This window comes from Nonomuraea gerenzanensis (assembly GCF_020215645.1).
GTDB classification, from domain to species: Bacteria; Actinomycetota; Actinomycetes; order Streptosporangiales; family Streptosporangiaceae; genus Nonomuraea; species Nonomuraea gerenzanensis.
The window spans coordinates 6,837,104-6,853,040 of the sequence record NZ_CP084058.1; the positions used below are offsets into that span (position 1 = coordinate 6,837,104).

Below are 15,937 nucleotides of genomic sequence, written 5' to 3' on the forward strand. Positions count from 1 at the left end.
GGCTCACCAGGGCTTTCTCCCTACCGTCGAAGCGTGCGATCCTCCCTCGGGCGTGGCCTGGCCGCCCTGCTGCTGACACTCGCCTGCGTACTCGTCGGGATCCCGCCCTTACCGGCCCTGGCGGCCGAGATCTGCACGCTGCGGTTCGTCATCGAGACCGGTGACGACGGCATCGCCGAGAACTCCCTGGAGATCTTCCGGCTGGGCGAGAAGGTGCTCCTGTTCGACGAGCACCCGCCGGGCTTCCCGCCCCGGCCCTTCCACCAGGGCGGCACCGGCGACCGGGGGAACGCCGAGCTCACCTGGACGGGGCGGCTGGCGAACTGCGCCACCACCGCCGACCTGGACGAGGGCCTGTCCATCGAGCACGTCACGATCACCGACGACCTCAGCGCCGACAACTGGATGCTGAACAAGCTGACCGTCGTGAACCCGGCCACCGGCGACGTGCTCGCCGAGCGCGGCACCCCTCCGGGCAAGGACTACCTGCACTACTTCCACAAGAACAGCGACCAGCTCCTCACGGTCCCCCTCGACGTCGAGAGCCGGCCGGACCCGCCGGCCGATCCGGCCAGGAAGCTCTGCCGGCTGGAGATCTCCGTCACCACCGGCGAGCACGGCATCAGGGACGACTCCGTGGAGATCTTCATGCTGGGCGGGCACGCGATCCTGTTCGAGGACCGCCCGGCCGACCTCCCGCCCCGGCCCTTCCTCCTGGACCGCACCGGGGATCTCCCGCACTTCCCGCACCGGTGGCGGACGCGGGTGCCCGGCTGCGTCACCGCCGCCGAGCTGGCGCAGGGCCTCAGCATCGAGCACCTCAACTTCGCGCCCGACGTCGGCACCGACAACTGGCACCTGGTGTCCCTGCGCATCGTGGACCTCGACACCGGCACCGAGCTGCTCGACCTGACCGCTCCGCCCGACCCGGGGTTCCTGCACTACTTCCAGAAGAACAGCGGCCAGGTCTACCGTACGCCGGACCGGGACGTCGACGGCGACCGCCTCAGCGACCGCATCGAGCTGAACGGCATCCGCCTACCCGACGGCACCATGGACACCTGGCTGCCGGACAACGGGGCCAACCCCTGCCGCGACACCATCGCCGTCGAGGTCGACTGGCTGTTCGACACGGACGAGAACGTCAGGGACAGGCCCGACCCGGCCGCGATCGCCGAGGCGGTCGCCATGTTCGACCGGGCGCCCCGCATCGCGGAGTCCCGCTGCCCGTACGGGACCGGGACAGGGCGGGGCGTCCAGTTGCTCGTCCACCTCGACGGGGAGATCCCGGTCCCCCACGCGCAACGCGTACGGCCGCTCCTCGCCTCGCCCGAGGGGCAGCGGAGTCATTTCCACACCTTCCGGGCCGCGAACTTCTCCCCCTCCCGCTCCGGCCTCTTCCACTACAGCCTGTGGGGCTACCGCAGCGACGACACCAACAAGGGCGGGTCCTGCTGCTCCGGGCTGGACTTCGTGGTCACCCTCGGCGCCCTGCGGGAGCGGCCGGTGCGGTTGCAGAGCGCGACCTTCGTCCACGAGCTCGGGCACTCGCTGGGCCTCGACCACGGCGGCTACAACGGGGTGAACTACAAGCCGAACTACCTGTCGGTCATGAACTACACCTACGCGACGGTGGGCATCCCGGACCACGCCGCCTGGCAGGCGCGGATGCGGGAGCTCGGCGACGCCACCGACGGCAGGATCCTGTCGAAGACCCTCGACGAGGTCAGCACGCTGGACTACTCCGCGCGCACGCTGCCCCGGCTCGTGCGTGGCGAGCTCGACGAGAGCGCGGGGCTCGGCACCGACCGTCACGTCATGGCGGCGTGGTGGGACAACGGGGGCACCCTGCGCGTGGGCGACGGCTCGCAGCCCCTCGACTGGGACGCCGACGGGCAGCTGGACGACGAGGCGGTGGCGGTCGACGTCAACGGCGAGTTCCAGCAGTGCGTCGAGGGCTTCGACCCGGACCGCACCCCGCCGAACGACGACACCTTGCAGACCGATGCCGAGGATGACGACCTCGACCGGTACGGACGGATCTACGCCGGGCTCAACGGACGCTGCCAGTCCTCGCCGGAGCCGGACGACCGGGCCGTGGTCGAGAAGGACTTCGACTACCCCCAGCGGTTCGGCTACACGCTCGGGCTGTCCGGCTCCAACGACTGGGCGCGCATCAGGTTCGGCGGCGGCCCGGGCGCGGGCGGCGGCACCCCGGCCTTCGGCGAGACCCCCGAGCTGAGCGTCGACGAGCTGACCGCCCACCGGGCCCGCCTGGTGGACGCCCTGGTCGTGGCCGGCAGCCCGCGCCCGGCGGCGCGGCCCCGCTGGGCGTACGCGTACCTGGACCGGGCCACCACCGCCGAGGCGCCGATCGGCCAGAGCGTCCCGCTCACCCCGTCCTGGCAGTGGAGCACCGGCCGGCTCGACCCGGACACCGCCGACCGGCGCGCCACCGTGGTGCACACCGGGACAGGCACCTATCAGGTACGCCTGCCGGGGGTCGCGTCGGCGGCCGGGATCGCGCACGTGACCCCGTACAGGACCGTCTACCGCGGCCGTACCTGCGGGGTGACCGGCTACGCCCCCGAGGGCCCGGACCAGGTGGTGGAGGTGCGCTGCTTCAACGAGGCCGGCGCGCCGGCGGACTGGTGGTTCACGGTCTTCTTCGCCGCGCCGGGGCCCGGCACCGCCCCCTACGCCACGGTCAGGTACGACGGCGCAGGAGGCACGGGCTCGGTGGACCCGGTGTTCAATCCGGGCACGGTGAACTCCGGCGGGGGCGTCAACCGTGTCACGCGTGCGGGCACCGGGCTCTACCGGGTGACGCTGGAGGGGCCGGCGTTCGCTTCCGGCACGGGATACGTGCAGGTCACGCCGTACGGAACGGGGGCGCCTGCGCGCTGCGTCCCGGCCGGGAGCACGCCGGGCACGGACCGGGTGGAGATCATCGTGGCCTGCCACAGGATCGGCGGCGCGGTCGCGGCCGAGCCGGTGGACTCGCCCTGGTTGTTGTCGTACGTGGACGGCGCGGGCCTGCACCGGGACGGCGGCACCCCGGCCGCGTACGTCAGCGTGACGGGCGATCCGGCCGCTCCGGTCGTGGACCGGGCCCGGTCGTTCAGCGGCGACGGGGAGATGCCCGCGCTCGCCCGGCTCGGCACCGGCCAGTACCGGCTGACCTGGGACACGCTGGGCAAGCGGGGGGACAGCGTGCAGGTGACGGCGACCGGCACCGGCGGCGGGTACTGCCACCTGGGCAACATCGACTCCTACTCCGCGCCGCCCCGGGTGTCGGTGATCGTCTGGTGTCACAACGCGGCGGGCACTCTCGGCGACGGCCCGTTCGCCGTGGCCTACCTCCGGGCGCCCTGACCCGACCGTGGCCTACCTGCGAGTGCCCTGATCCAGCAGGCGGCGTAACCAGCTCCGCCACGACGACGCCACCCGGCCGGCCGGCCGCCGCCGGGTGGCGGCGGCGTCCTCGCTGGTCGCGGCGGGGAGCCGCTCGTCCAGGACGGCCAGCACGCGGGCCGCCGCCAGCTCCGCGATCTCCCGCCGTTCCGCCTCGGCCTCCGCTCGCCGCTCGCGCTCGCGCCGCCGCTCCGCCGTCCTCGCCAGCACGAGGTCGCCGGCCCACGCCAGCACCGTCAGGGCCGCGCCGCCCAGCAGACCGGCCCAGAACAGCGAACGGTTCGCCGCCTTCTCCGCCGCGACGTCGGTGAACGTGCCGTACGGCCCCGGGTCGGGAAAGCCGGGATTGTTGGCGGCCTGCTTCCGCGTCCAGCGCAGTCCGGGCCCCCGGTACTCGGGCGAGACGGCCTCGGGTTTGAGCCCGTTCTCGTCCGCCTGGCCCCGGTGCGCGAAGGCGACCTCGTAGTCGACGTCGTACTCGTGGTCCAGGCCGTACCAGGTCGCGCTCACCTCGGGCATGCTCACCAGCGTGGTCGAGCCGCTCCTGGCCACCATCGGATCGGCCACCTTGAACGACGCCTCCATCAGCCCCCGCGTGCGCGTCGTGCCGGGCGGCGGAGGCGACGGGCAGATCTGCGTGACCACGGGCGGCGGGGGCCGGTCAGTGAGGAGGTGGACCTCCGCCTGCACGCAACCGCTCTCCGGGATGGCCGGGCTGCTCTTCTTCCCCAGGTCGAACGTCGCCAGGACCTCGACGAGGAGCCCCGGCGCGTCCGTGGCGGTCAGCTTGACGTCCACGTCCTGCGCCGGGCCGCGGATCAGCAGCGACACCGTGCTCGGGCCGCCGACCACCGGGAACGAGGGCACCGCCGCCTCGTACTGCCACCATCCGGCCAGAGCGAGCACCACGGCGCCCGACAGGAGGAACAGCGGGGTTCTGGTGGTCCTCACCGCGGGTCATGACCCGGCGGTGGCAGGTCGCTCACCGCCCCTGCAGGCGCCGCTGCTTGCGGCGTTCCCAGCTGCTGGCGTGCCGGATGACCACTCCTCCCGTGCCACCGCTGCCGGTGAGGCGGACCAGCGGCGTCCTGGGGAGCCGCTCTCGCGTGGTCTTGTCCGTGAAGCCTCCGAGACCTGCCTCCATGCGGGACGTGTCCGCGGCCCAGCCGTCGGGGATGACGATCGTGACGCCGCCCATCTGGCCCTGCGCCTCGATCTGGATCTCGGGCAGCCGGCACTCGGTCTGGGTGAAGTCGAGCTTGACGGCACCCATGCCGCCGTACACGGTGATGCGCCCGGGCACGTCCCAGCGCCCGGAACGGGTCACGCCGTGCATGCCGCCCTTGAGGACCAGAGGCTCCTGGCTCACCGGGAACTCCGGTGGCAGATCCGCCGTCAGGGGCGCCAGGTCGGCGTACGTCTTGGCGTTCAGTGCCAGGCCCAGCCGCACGTCCAGCTCGTCGAGGTCGATCCGGCCATCGGCCGCCGCGGTGTTCAGGCGTTCCACCACGGCTTCGCGCTCGTCGTGCGAGACGCGCCACTCATCACGGCGAGCAGGTTCAGGGAGCCCAGCAGTCATGTCCCAATACTACGGAGATATAGGGAATACGGCGCTGCCGAACTTCGCGGCGGCGGGCTTCGTCTGACTCGTATGAGGCGGATCCTGCTCGTCGTCGTGCTGCTCGTGCTGACCGGGTGCGGTGCCCCGGTGGAGCTGCCGAGGGTCGCCGAGCCGGCCCGCTCGGTCGAGGAGGTGGCTGACCGGTTACGCGCGTTCGAGCTGCGCGAGGAGAGCCCTCATCCCGCGGTGGGTGATGTCTTCCAGTTGTGCCCGGGCACGATCGACACCCGGGCACCCGCCGAGCCGCAGGCGTTCCCCACCCTGGTCGCTCACTTGAAGACCGACCCGCCCGTCCACGCGCGGTTCATGCTGCTGCCGGACGCGGCGCAGGCGGCCCGCCTGGTGGCCCAGGCCGCAGGGGTGGCCCGTGGCTGCGCGGGCGCGGCGAGCGGCACCGTGGGCGAGGCGATGGACGCGGAGACGACCGTGTCCGCCTTCGACCGGGACGGCTGGTCGGGCACGCAGCTCATCACCAGCGGGCGGGCCGGGAGCGACACCGATGACCCGTTCTTCTACAAGCCGTTCACCACCGGGCAGATGGTGGCGCACCAGGGCGCGTGGGTCGTCGAGCTGGGCTGGAGCATCGGCGGCGGCTTCGGGTCCCCGGACTCCGGGTGGGCCGGCACGGGGCTGAGGGTCTCGCAGTCCGTGCTGGCCGTGGCCGACGGCGCCGTGACCGCGCCGCGGCCCCAGGACCGGCTGACCCGGGTGGTGCGCGCCCTGCCCGATCCCGGCGCCTACGGCGAGCGGCTCCAGGTCTGGCCGGAACCCGGCAAGCCGCGTCAGTATCGGGAGCAGGGGGACGGGCCCCCGATGACCAACGACCTGTCCTGCGGCGCCCTGTCGTCCCGGGAGCATCCTCCCGAGTTCGTGCCGTCCGTCGAGCGCTCGCTGCTCGGTGAGGTCGCCGTGCACGAGCTGGTGTCCGTGGCCCAGGACGAGCGGCAGGCCGAGCACGTACGGCGGGCATGGCTGCACGCCGAGAGCGGTTCTCCGGCGCCGGATCCCTGTGTGTACTCCGACCCGGGCTTCGTCCACACCGAGCAGACGGGCGCCAGGAGCGTCGCGCCGTCGGTCACGGCCTTCCGGCACGGGGAGTGGGCGGGCGAGATCGAGCGGTTCGCCGCACGGCATCCGGAGGCGACCGCCACGTCCGGCCCTCGCGACTCCTACGCGCAGGTGGCCATCGCCGTCCGGAAGGGCACGATGGCCGTCTACCTGAGATGGCAGGGCCCGGGCGGGGTGGATCCGCACCCGGCGTTCTCACGGGGCGAGTCCGCTCTGCGGCGCACGCTGGACCGGCTCGCGGCAGTCGGGTGAGGCGGAGGCGGCACGGGCACGCAGCCGCCGCACCCCGATCCAATGGTGTTTTTCCGCGCAGTCTTAGCATGGTGCAGCCGTTGAGGAAAGGTGCAGCTGTGCGACGACTCGGCATCCCGAGCCAGATCCCCCCGCCCATGGAAGGCCATCTGCGCCTGGGCGACCTCCCCCACCAGCCCGACGCGATCACCGTGAACTCCCGCCACCTGAGCCGGGGCGGCAGACCGTGGTTCCCGATCATGGGCGAGTTCCACTACGGCCGCTACCCGGCGGCCGAGTGGCGGGAGGAGCTGCTGAAGGTGCGGGCGGGCGGGGTGACGGCCGTCGCCACATACGTCTTCTGGAACCTGCACGAGGAGCGGCGCGGCACCTTCGACTGGAGCGGTGACCGTGACCTGCGCCGGTTCGTCACCACCTGTGCCGAGCTGGGGCTCGACGTGGTGGTGCGGATCGGGCCGTGGGGGCACGGGGAGTCGCGCAACGGCGGCTTCCCCGACTGGGTGCTGGAAGCCGACTGCGTGCCACGCACCGACGATCCCCGCTACGTCGAGCTGGTCCGGCCGCTGTTCGAGCAGATCGGCGCGCAGCTCGCCGGCCTGACCCGCAAGCAGGGCGGCCCGGTGGTGGCGGTGCAGGTGGAGAACGAGCTGTACGACCAGCCCGGCCACCTCGTCACGCTGAAGCAGCTCGCCCAGGCGGCGGGCATCGACGCGCCGCTGTGGACGGCGACCGGCTGGGGCCACGCGCAGCTGCCGCCGGACGAGGTGATCCCGCTGTTCGGCGGCTACCCGGAGGCCGCCTGGGACACCGCCCACGACGGCTGGCCGCAGCAGAGCCGGGCGCACTACTTCTTCGGCCCCGGCCGCGACGACGACTCCATCGGCTCGGACCTGCGCACCACCGAGGTGACCGGCTCGGACGAGAGCCACCTGGCCCGCTACCCGTTCGCCACCTGCGAGCTGGGCGGCGGCATGTACACCTCCTACCACCGCCGGCCGGTCATCGAGGCGCCCGACATCGCCGCGCTGGGGCTGGTGAAGCTGGGCAGCGGGTCGGTGTGGCAGGGCTACTACATGTACCACGGGGCGTCCCAGAAGATCGGCGCGCTGTCCACGCTGCAGGAGTCGCACGCCACCGGCTACCCCAACGACTGCCCGGTGATCAATTACGACTTCCAGGCGCCGCTCGGCGAGTACGGCCAGTTCCGCGAGTCCTTCCGGCACCTGCGGCTGCAGCACCTGTGGCTGGCCGCCGACGGGCCGGACCTGGCCACCATGACGCTGGTGATGCCGCCGGACGCCCCCGGCGACACCGCCGACCGGGAGACGCTGCGCTGGTGCGTACGCTCCGACGGCCGTTCGGGCTTCCTGTTCGTCAACAACCACCAGCCGGTCGAGACCCTGCCCGCGCACGAGGGGGTGCGGTTCGCGATCGAGCTGGACGGCCGCGAGCTCGTCGTCCCGCGTGAGCCGGTGACGGTGCCGTCCGGCGCGTACTTCGTCTGGCCGCTGGCCCGCCCGGTCGGCGGCAGCCTGCTGCTCAGCGCCACCGCGCAGCCCATGGGGGTGCTGGACGGCGACGAGCCGGTGCACGTCCTCTGCCAGACCGCCGGGATCCCGGTGGAGCTGGTCTTCGACGCCGCCACCGTCGCCGGTGTCGAAGGGCCGGCGACGGTGGAACGCGACGGCGACCGCCTCGTGGTCACCGAGCTGGTGCCGGGCCCCGGCTGCCTGGTGCGGATCCGCGACGCGTCCGGCGCCCGCGCGGCCGTCCTGGTCCTGGACGCGGACAGCGCGCTGGCGGCGGCCGGCGGACGGCTCTGGGGTGCTCATCGGCTGGTGTTGAGCGAGCGGCCGGTGGTGATCGAGGAAAGCCGGCTGGTGGTCTACGGCCAGGGCCACTCCGACGTGCGGATCTTCCCCGCTCCCGCCTCCGCGGCGCGCACCGACGGTGTGTTCGGCCTGCTGCCGGTGGCCGCCGCTGCCGGTCAGGCGCCCGAAGTCAAGGTGGAGGAGGTCAAGGTGGAGGAGGTCAGGCAGGCGGGCCCGGCACGGCGGCCGGTGATCGATCCCGCGTCCGGGCGGGCCTCCGCGCCCACCGACGCCGACTTCGAGCAGGCCGCCGTGTACCGCGTCACCGTCCCGCCGGAGGCCTTCGCGGGCGAGGAGGAGGTGCTGCTGCGGCTCGACTGGGTCGGCGACGTGGGCCGCGTCCACCTCGGGGGCCGCCTGGTGGCCGACCAGTTCTGGCACGGCCCTGCCTGGGAGATCGGGCTGCGCCGCTTCCGCGAGGAGGTCCTGGAGCACGGGATCGAGGTGCGGCTGCTGCCGCTGAGCCAGGACGCCCCCGTGTTCGTCTCCCCCGGCGTGCGGCCCGCCGCCTATCCCGGCGGCTCCGTCCTGGAGCTGCGCTCGGTCGCCCTCGTCCCGGTGCCCCGCACCGTGCTCGTGGAGGACGGGCGATGACGGCCCTGGACGAGGCGCTGGCCGCGCTGCCCGTCATCGCCATCGTCAGAGCAGCCGAGTCCCGCCACCTGGAGGCGGTGCTGGAGACGCTCGCCGGCGCCGGCGTCCGGGCGATGGAGATCACCATGACGACTCCCGGCGCGGCCGAGGCCATCCGGTGGGCGACCGGGCTCCAGGGGGTGGCGGTCGGGGCGGGCACCGTGCTCGACGCGGCCTCGGCGCGCCGGGCCGTGGACGCCGGCGCCGGATACCTGATCACCCCGGCCGTGCTGCCGGAGGTGATCGCGGAAGGCCGGCGGCTGGGCGTCCCCGTCCTGCCGGGCGCGTTCACGCCGACGGAGATCATGCAGGCGTGGTCGCAGGGGGCCGCCATGGTCAAGGTCTTCCCCGCCGGCGCGGCGGGTGGCCCCGGCTACATCAAGGACGTGCGGGCCCCGCTCCCGCACATCCCGCTGGTGCCGACCGGAGGGATCCGGATCGAGGACGTGCCCGGCTACCTGCGGGCCGGGGCGCGGGCCGTGGGCATGGGCTCGCCGCTGCTGGGCGAGGCGTGCGCGGACGGTGACACGGCGGCGCTGGCGGCCCGCGCCGGGCGGCTGGTCGAGGTGGCCGGACGGCAGGGCTTCGATGGGTGAGCTGGTCACCTTGGGCGAGCTGGACAAGCAGGACGTGCCGTTCGGCCTGATCGGCTCGTCGTACTACCTGTACTGGACCCGGAGACCCCGGAAGGCCGGCGCGACTTCCTGTACGAGCTGTTCGCCGGGCTGAAGTCCGTCAAGGGGTGTTTCGTGGCGGACCGTCTCCGGACGGTTCGCCACGATCGCGGCGAGGCCGCGCCGCTCCACCAGGGCGCCGAAGGAGGCCGTCGTCGTCACCGCCCTCGAGCCATGGAGGCGAACAGAGTGTTACGCCGTCGGTCGGGCGGCCAGATGTCCGGCGAGATGGCCGATCACCTCGCGGGCGTCGTCCTCGATGCCGTGGATGAACGTGGATCGGCGCCGCCGCAGCAGGGGCAGCCCGAGCGCGTACAACCCTGGGCTGTCCACCACCCCGCCGTCGTGCCGCAGCCGCCCCTTCCCGTCGACCACGGGCACGTGCAGCCAGCTGTAGTCGGGCCGGAACCCGGTCGCCCACACGATCGTACGGATCTCGCCGGCGCGCAGGTCGAGCTGTAGGCGCGGCGACCGGGGCACCCGGGTCGGCGGGAGCCGCTCGACCGGGCCGATCGCGGGATCGTGCTCGCGAGCCCAGGCGTCGAAGGTGTCCAGCAGGCGTTCCAGCTTGAGGTCCGCGAGCGAGAACACGTTCCGCAGACCGCCGGAGAACAGCGCCCGGCCGTCGCGTACGGCCGCCCACCGGCCCACCGGCTCGACGCCGATCGAGGTGAGCGCGTTGAGATCGAGCGTCCGGCGCTCCGGGGTGCCGGCGAGCTGGGGCGAGGGCAGCCGCCTGGCTCGCGTGAGGTCGTCGAGCTCGTCGTGGCGCTGGTCCCACACGCCGGAGGCGTCCATCCACCACAGCACGTCGCGCCCGCGGTAGGTGCGGGGCAGCCGCACATGCTCCCCCACCGACAGGATCACCGGCCGCCCGGAGCGGCGCAGCTCCGCGGCGAGCTGCACGCCGGTGGCCGACGCGCCCACCACCAGCACGCCGCCGTCGGGCAGCCGGCCTGGCTCGCGGTAGTCGAACGGCGTCACCTGCTCCACGGACGGCGGCACCGCCTCGGCGAAGCCGGGCACCGCCGCCAGGTTGCAGGCGCCGCTGGCGATGACCACCGTCCGGCAGGCGATCTCGCCGTGGCCGGTGGTCACGCGGTATCCGCCGCCGTCGCGCCGTACGGACGTGACGTTCGTACCTGTCCTGACGGGAGCCCGGCAGAGCGTGGCGAAGCCCTCGATGAACTGCGTCACCTCCTTCGCGCTCTGGTAGCCGTCGGGGTCCGGGCCCTCGTAGGCCAGGCCCGGCAGGCGGCTCTGCCAGTTGGGGGTGAGCAGCCGGAAGGAGTCCCAGCGCTCGCGGCGCCAGGAGTTCGCCACCTCGCCGCGCTCGAGCACCAGGTGATCGATGGCGCGTTCGCGCAGGAAGTGGCTCGCGGCGAGGCCGGCGTGCCCGGCGCCGATGACGACGGTCGTGACGTGCTCGATGATGGCTGCGTCTCCCCGGCTCAGGCGACGTCCACGGTGACGTCCGTCGGGTTCGTCAGGGCGTCGAAGACGGCCGAGCGCTTCTGGGACTGGGCCACCAGGGCCTCGATGTCCTGCCTGGAGGCGTCCGCGTCGATGTGGAACGTGACCTTGATGTCGTTGAAGCCGTTGCGCACGTCGGCGTCGGCGCCGAGGATGCCGCGGATGTCGTGCCTGCCCTCGAGGGTCGCCTCCACCGAGCGGAGCTGGATGCCGCGGTTCTGCGCGACGGAGGCGACCCCGGCCGTCAGGCAGCTCGTCAGGCCGACGAGCAGGTACTCGATCGGCGTGATCCCGTTGTCCTCGGCCGCGAACACCTCGGGGTGGTCGGCGTCGAACACCGCCTCCCTCTTGTGGCTGTGCTCCTCGCCGAGACCGTAGAACTCCTTGACGGTGGTGGTGCTGTGCACGCCGTCCCGCCACGTGGAGGAGGCCCGCCAGACGAACTGCGCGGCCTCGGGGGCGCCCTTCAGCACCTCGCGTGCGTCGAGCAGCGCCTGCACGTTCACACCGTTCGTGACTGTGGTCATGCTTTCTCCTCTCCTCTGTTCTTCCTTGGGCTCACCGGCGGCGCCGATGGTCCTGGTCGATCTCGATCGGGTGGCAGGCCGCGTCAGGCCGCCGCGTGCGCCGGCGGCCCGGCGAGCCGGGACAGCGCGGCCCGCGCCACCGCGCCGGTCCGGTGCGGCAGCGGTGCGGGGCCGTCGCCCTCCCCGGCGGTGAGGCGGGTGCCTTCGGCCTCCGGCCGGGCGTCGGGCAGGCCCGGCTGCGAGTGCCGCGCCTCGATGAGCATCCGCGCTCTGGTCACCCCGGGTACGGTGGGGCCGCTCGCCCGCCAGCCGTCCTCGTCCCGCTCGATGCGCGGCTCGGCCCCGATGAAGGTGACGATCCCGGCTCTGGCCAGGGCGTGCAGCTCGGCCTGGCGGGACAGGGACGGACCGTCGGCCAGCAGGCCGAACAGCCCCTCGAACCACGGATCGCCCGCCATGCGGGGCCGCGCGTCCTCCAGCGCGCGGACCAGCGCCAGATCCGGGCTGAAACCGGGGTCGGCCCGGCGCCGCAGGTCGGCGGCGAGGTAGCCGTGCATCCACCGCTGCAGCCCGGCCAGGTCGCCGAAGCGCATGCCGCGCAGCGGGCGTTCGAGCCGGTCCAGGTGCAGCCGGTCGGCGAAGCGCGGCACGGACCTGGTGACCAGGGCACGCATCTCCTTGCCGCCCTGCCCGGCGCGGGCGAAGGCGGGCTCGAACGCCGCCCACGTCGTCCTGGTGCGGGCCGGGTGGGCGGTGAACAGCTCCCGGTAGTAGGCGTACGCCAGCTCCTTGGCCGTCGCCTGCCGCGCGTCGCCTTCGTCCGGGAACCGCCGGGGCCGTGCCTCGCCGGTCAGGCGGTATCCGGGGCGGGCATGGTGCGGCACGCCGCGCTGGGAGCCCACGTACAGGAAGGGCTCGCAGCCGCAGGGCAGGTAGATCAGCTCGCCTCCGCGTTCCCGGGAGAAGCGGCCGCCGCGGCCGACGGTGAGCGGCGCCAGCAGGTCGGCGAGCAGCCGTCCCGCGCCGCGCACCAGCACCGGCTCGCCGGCGGGCACGTTCTCCAGGTCACCGGGGACGCACGTCCCGGCCGGTCCCCCACCGGTCACCATGATCGCGCCCTCCCCTGCCTGAGTCCGTGTCGTCACCTCGTCGGCGCCTCCCCCGGCGGCCGTCCGTCAGGGGAGGTGATCAGTGACAGCGGGCGCTGGCGACGCGGCCGAAGTCCACGTACGCGCGGATGATCAGCGGGAGGCGGCTCATGATCATGACGCTACACGGCACCCGCCCTTTAGTCAACTATTCCTACTGGATATGCATGAAAAGCGCCGGCACCTCCTCGCAATGCCGAGCGCTACGACCGGAACGGGTACTTCGGCGCGGTCTCCGCCCGACCCCACGAGCTAGCTTTCCGGGGTGCGCGCGAGCCGGTGAACACCACCACGGGCGTGCGCCCCCTCGACGTCACGACTCACCCCCAGGAGACCTGAACATGACCATGTCCTCGATCGCCCCGTCACGCCGTCGCGCTGCGCGCGTGTCCGCCGTACTGGCCACCGTGGCGGCCGCGGGCGCGCTGCTGGCGGGCAACGCCGGCTCGGCCGCGGCGGTGCCGCCGGACGTGACGAGCCGCTGGGACAACGAGATCCTGCACGACGGCGCGAGCAAGGAGGTCAACTTCTTCATGGATCCGGGCCACTACACGATGACCGCGAAGCTGTACGCGGTGAACACCGGCTCTTCGACGATCACCTACCAGTGCACCCTGCACACCGGCCCCGGCGGGGACGGCGACATCACCCAGGTGACGCTGGCGCCGAACGGGGAGCACGCCGTCTTCCTCAACGTCGTGCACACCTATCCCGGCAGCCTCGAACGGCTGTACTTCGGCTGCAGCAAGCCGGCGGGCTCGGCGCGGGTGGTGATGAGGCACGTGAAGATCACCACCGTGAAGGTGAACACGCTGTCCAACATCTCGTTCAACGGGTGATCCGGCTACCGGCACCTGCCCGACGGGGACCGCGCGGCCGTCACCGCGCGTCCCCTGCGCCGTCCGCCGCCCCGCCCGTGATGAGCGCGTCCCCCAGCTCCGAACGCAGATACAGCACCGAGCGGCCGTGACGGGCGCTGCTGAGCAGGCCGGCATCGCGCAGCGCCCGCAGGTGCTGGTTGACGGCCGAGGCGGTGACGCCGAGGCGGCCGGCCAGCTCGGTCGAGGACGCCGGTGTCTCCAGCGCCGTGAGCAGGCCCGCGCGTGTCGCGCCGAGCAGTTCGGTGAGTGCCGCCGGGGAACGGCGGGGCTCCGCCTGCCAGAGTGTTCCGGCGCCGCGGGTGCCGTACATGATCAGAGGCGGCTCTCCCGGTGAGATCGGGGCGGTCACGCCCCTGCTGAAGAGCGTCGGCACCAGGGTGAGCCCCTCGCCGCCGGTGGACCTGCGGTAGCCGGCGTTGCTGACCAGGCGGACGCGTACGACGCCCGCGTCCAGATGGACGCGCTCGCTGAGGTCGGCGAACATCGCCGCCAGACCGTGCGCGGAGATGACCTGCCCGCGGTAGATGATGTCGGCCTGCAGAACCGTCCGCATGCGCGGCCACCACGGCGCGAAGCACGTTCGCCAGTACGCCCGCAGAGCCTCCGTGATGCGTGCGCGCACGACCGCCGGGTCGCCCCGCAACGGTGCGGGCAGCCGCCCGGGGTGCAGGGCGCGCAGGTCGTCCAGCATGCGTTCCAGGGGGACGCGGGCGACGGCGGCGAGCTCGTCGTCGATGCGGGTGAGGGGAGCGTACGGCCGGGGTGTCAGATAGTCGGGCGACCACATCGCGTCGTTGGTGAGGGCGCGCAGCAGCGGCAGGTCCAGCGTGGCCCGGACGTGCTCGGTGCGCCGCAGCCAGGGCAGGTGCACCGGATAGCGGCCGGGGTCGCGGAACGTACGCAGGGACAGGGTCAGCTCGTTGATCGGGGAGGCGGCGAAGCGCACCTCGGCGACGTCCATCCCGGCCAGCTCGTACGCGATGACCCCACCGCTTCGTACCGCGACCATGTAGCCATACGCTACATCATTGGTTTCCGGGCCCACGGTGCGAGAGAAACGGGCCGTGATCCGAACCTTCTTCCCCGAGGACCGTGTCGGCCGCTCACTGACGCTCAGCACGATGGCGTTCGCGCTGTCGAGCGGCGTCTTCTACACCGTCAGCACGCTGTACTTCACGCTGGTCATCGGGCTCGGCGCGACGACCGTGGGCCTGGGGCTGGGCATCGCGGGCGGCGCCGGGGTGCTGGCCTCGTACGCGTCGGGGTGGCTCGCCGACCGGGTGGGCGCGCATCGCGTCCAGACGGTGGCGACGCTGTGCAACGGCCTGGCGATGCTCGCCTACACGCTCGCTTCCGACGCCGTCGGTTTCACCCTGGTCGCCTGCCTGGCCGCGCTGATGCGCTCGGCGAGCAGCACCTCGAAGCAGGCGATGCTGGCGCGGTGGTACACCGGCCCTGAACGGGTGGTGGTCCGGGCGCGGATGCGCGTGGTCACGAACGTCTTCATCGGCCTGGGCACCCTGGCCGCCGCCTCGGCGCTCCTGGCGGGCACTGCCGTGGCTTACCGGGCCGCGATGATCGCTTCAGGAGTGCTGCTGCTGGCGGCCTCGGTGCCGCTGGCGCGGCTCGGCTCCCGGGTGCCGGAGCTCGCGGCCCGCATGGCCGCCCCGGCCCAGGACCAAGCTCCCGTTGGCGGGCCGTCACCGCTCAAGGACCGCACGTATCTGGCGAGCGTGGCGTGCAACGCCGTCGTGGCCGTGCAGTTCGGCCTGCTGACGGTCGGCGTGCCGCTGTGGGTGGCCTCCACCCACGCTCCCACCGCCGTCGTGTCCGTGCTGCTCGTGCTCAACACCGTGGTCGTGGCCGTGCTCCAGGTGCGGGTCTCGCGGGGCGTCCACGACGTCCGTCGTGCCGGGATCGCCGTCCGGCGCGCGTCGTGGCTGCTCGCGCTCGCCTGCGGGCTGTACGCGCTGGCGGGGTACGGGAACGTGGTCACCGCCTGCGTGCTGCTTCTCCTGGCCGGGTTCGCGCACGCCCTCGGCGAGATCCTGGGGGAGGCGGGCGGCTGGGGCATGGCCTTCGAGCTGGCCGACCAGCGCAACGCGGGTGCTTACCAGGGGCTCAGCCAGACCGGTTACGCGATCGCCGCCATGGTGTCACCGGTGCTCGTCACCGCCACCGCCGTCGAACACGGCACCGTGGGGTGGCTCGCGCTGGCCGTCCTGTTCGTCGCCGGCGGCACCGGCGCCGCGGCGGTCGCCCGGCGGCATCGTCCCAGGGCGGCGTCCGTACCGGACTCCCCCGCAGCGGCCGGCACCGGCGCGAAGCCGCGCTGAGCCCCCTGGTCACGAAGCGGCGCCTCTCACATGCGCGAA

The 15,937-nt window shown here is 73.1% G+C and carries 13 protein-coding genes; 7 read left to right on the forward strand and 6 right to left on the reverse strand.

The genetic code is table 11. From position 1 onward, the window contains the following. Positions 1-33: 33 nt before the first annotated feature. Positions 34-3,375 carry a zinc metalloprotease gene (locus LCN96_RS56790; RefSeq protein WP_263657346.1) on the forward strand — a complete coding sequence of 1,114 codons (3,342 nt, stop codon included), beginning with the start codon at positions 34-36 and terminating at the stop codon, positions 3,373-3,375. 12 nt (positions 3,376-3,387) lie between these two features. Here the strand turns inward: LCN96_RS56790 and LCN96_RS31980 are convergent, their stop codons facing one another. Together LCN96_RS31980 and LCN96_RS31985 are read right to left on the reverse strand one after the other, a co-directional pair. After that, the gene (locus LCN96_RS31980; protein WP_225266144.1) at positions 3,388-4,365 is read right to left on the reverse strand and encodes a hypothetical protein; all 978 of its coding nucleotides are present in this window, start codon (positions 4,363-4,365) and stop codon (positions 3,388-3,390) included. 31 nt (positions 4,366-4,396) lie between these two features. After that, the gene (locus tag LCN96_RS31985) at positions 4,397-4,993 is read right to left on the reverse strand and encodes a DUF1707 SHOCT-like domain-containing protein (RefSeq protein ID WP_225266145.1); all 597 of its coding nucleotides are present in this window, start codon (positions 4,991-4,993) and stop codon (positions 4,397-4,399) included. A gap of 72 nt (positions 4,994-5,065) precedes the next feature. On the opposite strand from LCN96_RS31985, the gene LCN96_RS31990 reads away from it, so the two are divergent. The 4 genes from LCN96_RS31990 (at position 5,066) to LCN96_RS32005 (ending at position 9,588) form a co-directional block, all read left to right on the forward strand. After that, the gene (locus LCN96_RS31990; RefSeq protein WP_225266146.1) at positions 5,066-6,355 is read left to right on the forward strand and encodes a hypothetical protein; all 1,290 of its coding nucleotides are present in this window, start codon (positions 5,066-5,068) and stop codon (positions 6,353-6,355) included. A 98-nt stretch (positions 6,356-6,453) separates the two neighbouring features. Next, positions 6,454-8,820 (forward strand): beta-galactosidase, encoded by a 2,367-nt coding sequence (locus tag LCN96_RS31995; protein ID WP_225266147.1) that lies wholly within the window; start codon positions 6,454-6,456, stop codon positions 8,818-8,820. Beyond that, positions 8,817-9,455, forward strand: coding sequence for a bifunctional 4-hydroxy-2-oxoglutarate aldolase/2-dehydro-3-deoxy-phosphogluconate aldolase (locus LCN96_RS32000; protein ID WP_225266148.1), 639 nt, complete (start codon positions 8,817-8,819; stop codon positions 9,453-9,455). Before LCN96_RS31995 ends, LCN96_RS32000 begins: the two co-directional genes overlap by 4 nt. After that, a complete protein-coding gene (locus LCN96_RS32005) occupies positions 9,448-9,588 on the forward strand; it encodes a hypothetical protein (protein WP_225266149.1) in 141 nt (46 codons plus the stop codon). Before LCN96_RS32000 ends, LCN96_RS32005 begins: the two co-directional genes overlap by 8 nt. Positions 9,589-9,725: 137 nt before the next feature. On the opposite strand, the gene LCN96_RS32010 is transcribed toward LCN96_RS32005, so the two are convergent. From LCN96_RS32010 to LCN96_RS32020, 3 genes are all read right to left on the reverse strand, one after another. Continuing rightward, positions 9,726-10,988 carry an NAD(P)-binding domain-containing protein gene (locus tag LCN96_RS32010; protein WP_225276100.1) on the reverse strand — a complete coding sequence of 421 codons (1,263 nt, stop codon included), beginning with the start codon at positions 10,986-10,988 and terminating at the stop codon, positions 9,726-9,728. Continuing rightward, positions 10,985-11,533: an OsmC family protein gene (locus tag LCN96_RS32015; RefSeq protein ID WP_225266150.1), complete on the reverse strand. Its 549-nt coding sequence runs from the start codon at positions 11,531-11,533 to the stop codon at positions 10,985-10,987. The genes LCN96_RS32010 and LCN96_RS32015 overlap by 4 nt, the downstream gene beginning before the upstream one ends. An 83-nt stretch (positions 11,534-11,616) precedes the next feature. Further along, on the reverse strand, positions 11,617-12,678 hold the full coding sequence (locus LCN96_RS32020; protein WP_225266151.1) for a hypothetical protein: 1,062 nt from the start codon (positions 12,676-12,678) through the stop codon (positions 11,617-11,619). Between the two features lie 389 nt (positions 12,679-13,067). Between LCN96_RS32020 and LCN96_RS32025 the strand changes: the two genes are divergently transcribed. Next, positions 13,068-13,520 (forward strand): hypothetical protein, encoded by a 453-nt coding sequence (locus LCN96_RS32025; protein WP_225266152.1) that lies wholly within the window; start codon positions 13,068-13,070, stop codon positions 13,518-13,520. A 40-nt stretch (positions 13,521-13,560) separates the two neighbouring features. On the opposite strand, the gene LCN96_RS32030 is transcribed toward LCN96_RS32025, so the two are convergent. Beyond that, positions 13,561-14,571 (reverse strand): ArsR/SmtB family transcription factor, encoded by a 1,011-nt coding sequence (locus LCN96_RS32030; protein WP_225266153.1) that lies wholly within the window; start codon positions 14,569-14,571, stop codon positions 13,561-13,563. Positions 14,572-14,626: 55 nt separating this feature from the next. On the opposite strand from LCN96_RS32030, the gene LCN96_RS32035 reads away from it, so the two are divergent. Beyond that, positions 14,627-15,898 carry an MFS transporter gene (locus LCN96_RS32035; protein ID WP_225266154.1) on the forward strand — a complete coding sequence of 424 codons (1,272 nt, stop codon included), beginning with the start codon at positions 14,627-14,629 and terminating at the stop codon, positions 15,896-15,898. The last annotated feature ends 39 nt before the right edge of the window (positions 15,899-15,937 follow it).

Excerpts from the sequence above, each read along its gene's own strand:
- LCN96_RS31985 (WP_225266145.1), bottom strand. The coding sequence starts at position 4,993 with ATGACTGCTGGGCTCCCTGAACCTGCTCGCCGTGATGAGTGGCGCGTC.
- LCN96_RS32005 (WP_225266149.1), top strand. The coding sequence starts at position 9,448 with ATGGGTGAGCTGGTCACCTTGGGCGAGCTGGACAAGCAGGACGTGCCG.
- LCN96_RS31990 (WP_225266146.1), top strand. The coding sequence starts at position 5,066 with ATGAGGCGGATCCTGCTCGTCGTCGTGCTGCTCGTGCTGACCGGGTGC.
- LCN96_RS32030 (WP_225266153.1), bottom strand. The coding sequence starts at position 14,571 with ATGGTCGCGGTACGAAGCGGTGGGGTCATCGCGTACGAGCTGGCCGGG.
- LCN96_RS32000 (WP_225266148.1), top strand. The coding sequence starts at position 8,817 with ATGACGGCCCTGGACGAGGCGCTGGCCGCGCTGCCCGTCATCGCCATC.
- LCN96_RS32015 (WP_225266150.1), bottom strand. The coding sequence starts at position 11,533 with ATGACCACAGTCACGAACGGTGTGAACGTGCAGGCGCTGCTCGACGCA.